The sequence below is a fragment of the Variovorax sp. P4_B10 genome, assembly GCF_056402375.1.
Window position 1 is genome coordinate 1 of sequence record NZ_JBFUHN010000176.1, and the last position, 1,699, is coordinate 1,699.

Annotated in this window: 1 protein-coding gene; it reads right to left on the minus strand. The window is 61.2% G+C overall.

Annotation, left to right across the window (positions count from 1 at the left end; translation table 11 throughout):
• Positions 1–166: 166 nt before the first annotated feature.
• Positions 167–1,615: an IS1182 family transposase gene (locus tag AC1DXX_RS33315; protein WP_478138469.1), complete on the minus strand. Its 1,449-nt coding sequence runs from the start codon at positions 1,613–1,615 to the stop codon at positions 167–169.
• Positions 1,616–1,699 lie beyond the last annotated feature (84 nt).

Here is a 1,699-nt window from a genome sequence, read left to right on the forward strand (position 1 = left end):
TGGCCGAGGCTGTGTGGAAACGCCCTCGTCGCGCCAGTATGCCGAACTCTCATGCTGTCGATGCCTTGGTGGGCCTCAATAGGCAGCCAGTAGGCGGTCTGTCGAGAATGACTGCGTTTGATGTGCACTGGAGCGCCGCATGTCGGCAAGGCTGCATTTRAGAGGCTCACGCCCCCACCARCYGCATCGCCTTCATCGTCTTCGCCATCCCCAGAATCCGCATCACCCGCTTGAGGTTGTACGCCAGCACGTGCAGGCTCATCTCGGTGCTKACGTGCTCCAGCGTCTTCGTCAGGAAGTGGGTGGACCCCATCCAGTGTTTCARCGTRCCRAACACGTGCTCCACRGTGCGTCGTCGCARGGTCATGGCGTCAAGYTTCCTGTCCAGCCGCCGCTGGRCGCGCTCCAGAACCTGTTCGTGYTCCCATCGACGGATGCGYCGGTAGTCGCTGGTCGTGCACTCATCTTTCATGGGGCACCGAGGGCAAGCACTGGTCCAGTAGACGCGTGCGTTGAGACCATTCCTCTCGATCGTGTTGAACCGATAGATTGCGCGTTCGCCTGCTGGGCACTGGTACTGRTCRTCCTTGGCGATGTAGATGAAGTCGCTCTTGTCGAAGCGCCCCTGGGCCTTGGCGCCCGASGTCATCGGCTTGGGCACGTAAGTCGCGATGCCCGCGTCTTCACAGGCCTTGAGCTCAGTGCCGTTGAAGTACCCACGGTCGGCCAGCGCTTGTAGCTTGTCTTTTCCCATTTCATCGCGTGCCGCCATTGCCATCTTGCTCAGCTGCGAGCGGTCGTTACCAATGTTGGTGACCTCGTGTGTCACGATCAAATGGTGCTTGGCATCGACCGCCGCTTGCACGTTGTAGCCCACCAGACCCGAGCCCTTGGCCTGCGAGTTCATCGAGCGCGAGTCTGGATCGGTGGTGGAGCGCTGGCCGTCCGGCTCGTGCTTCAGTTGCTCCTTGGTCTCATCGAGCTGGCGCATCTGCTCGCGCAACCTCTTGATCTTGTCCTGCAGCCGCTCAGTCTTGGCCTCGACCTCCGCGGGCTGCGTGCGGTCCGCCGTCTCCAGCGCATCGAGGTAGCGCTGGATGCTCTGCTCGATCTGCCGCTGGCGCGCATCGATCTTGGCTGGCGTGACGTTGCGATCCCGGCTGTTGACCGCCTTGAATTTGCTGCCATCGATGGCCACGATGGCCTGCGTGAACAGCTTGAGCTCCCGGCACATGCCAACGAAGCGCTTGCAGACGTTGCGGATACCCGCCCCGTTGTCGTGACGGAAGTCGGCAATGGTCTTGAAGTCCGGGGCAAGCCGGCCGGTGAGCCACATCAGCTCGACGTTGCGTTGGGCCTCGCGTTCCAGGCGTCGGCTGGACTGGATGCGGTTCAGGTAGCCGTAGATGTAGAGCTTGAGAAGCACCGCCGGGTGGTACGCAGGCCGACCGGTGGCAGCTGGGTCCGCGCCTTTGAAGCCGAGTGCCTGAAGATCCAGTTCCTCGACRAAGGCGTCGACCACTCGCACCGGGTTGTCTTCGCCGATATAGTCATCAAGACATTCCGGCAACAGCGCGACCTGCTGTCGSTCTTCGCCTTCGATGAATCGCTTCATGGGCACCTCGCTTGAAACGGTGCACCGATTTTATTTTTTGACGGGCGGGACTGGAAGTCTTTTCACACAGCCTCGGCCGAAGTC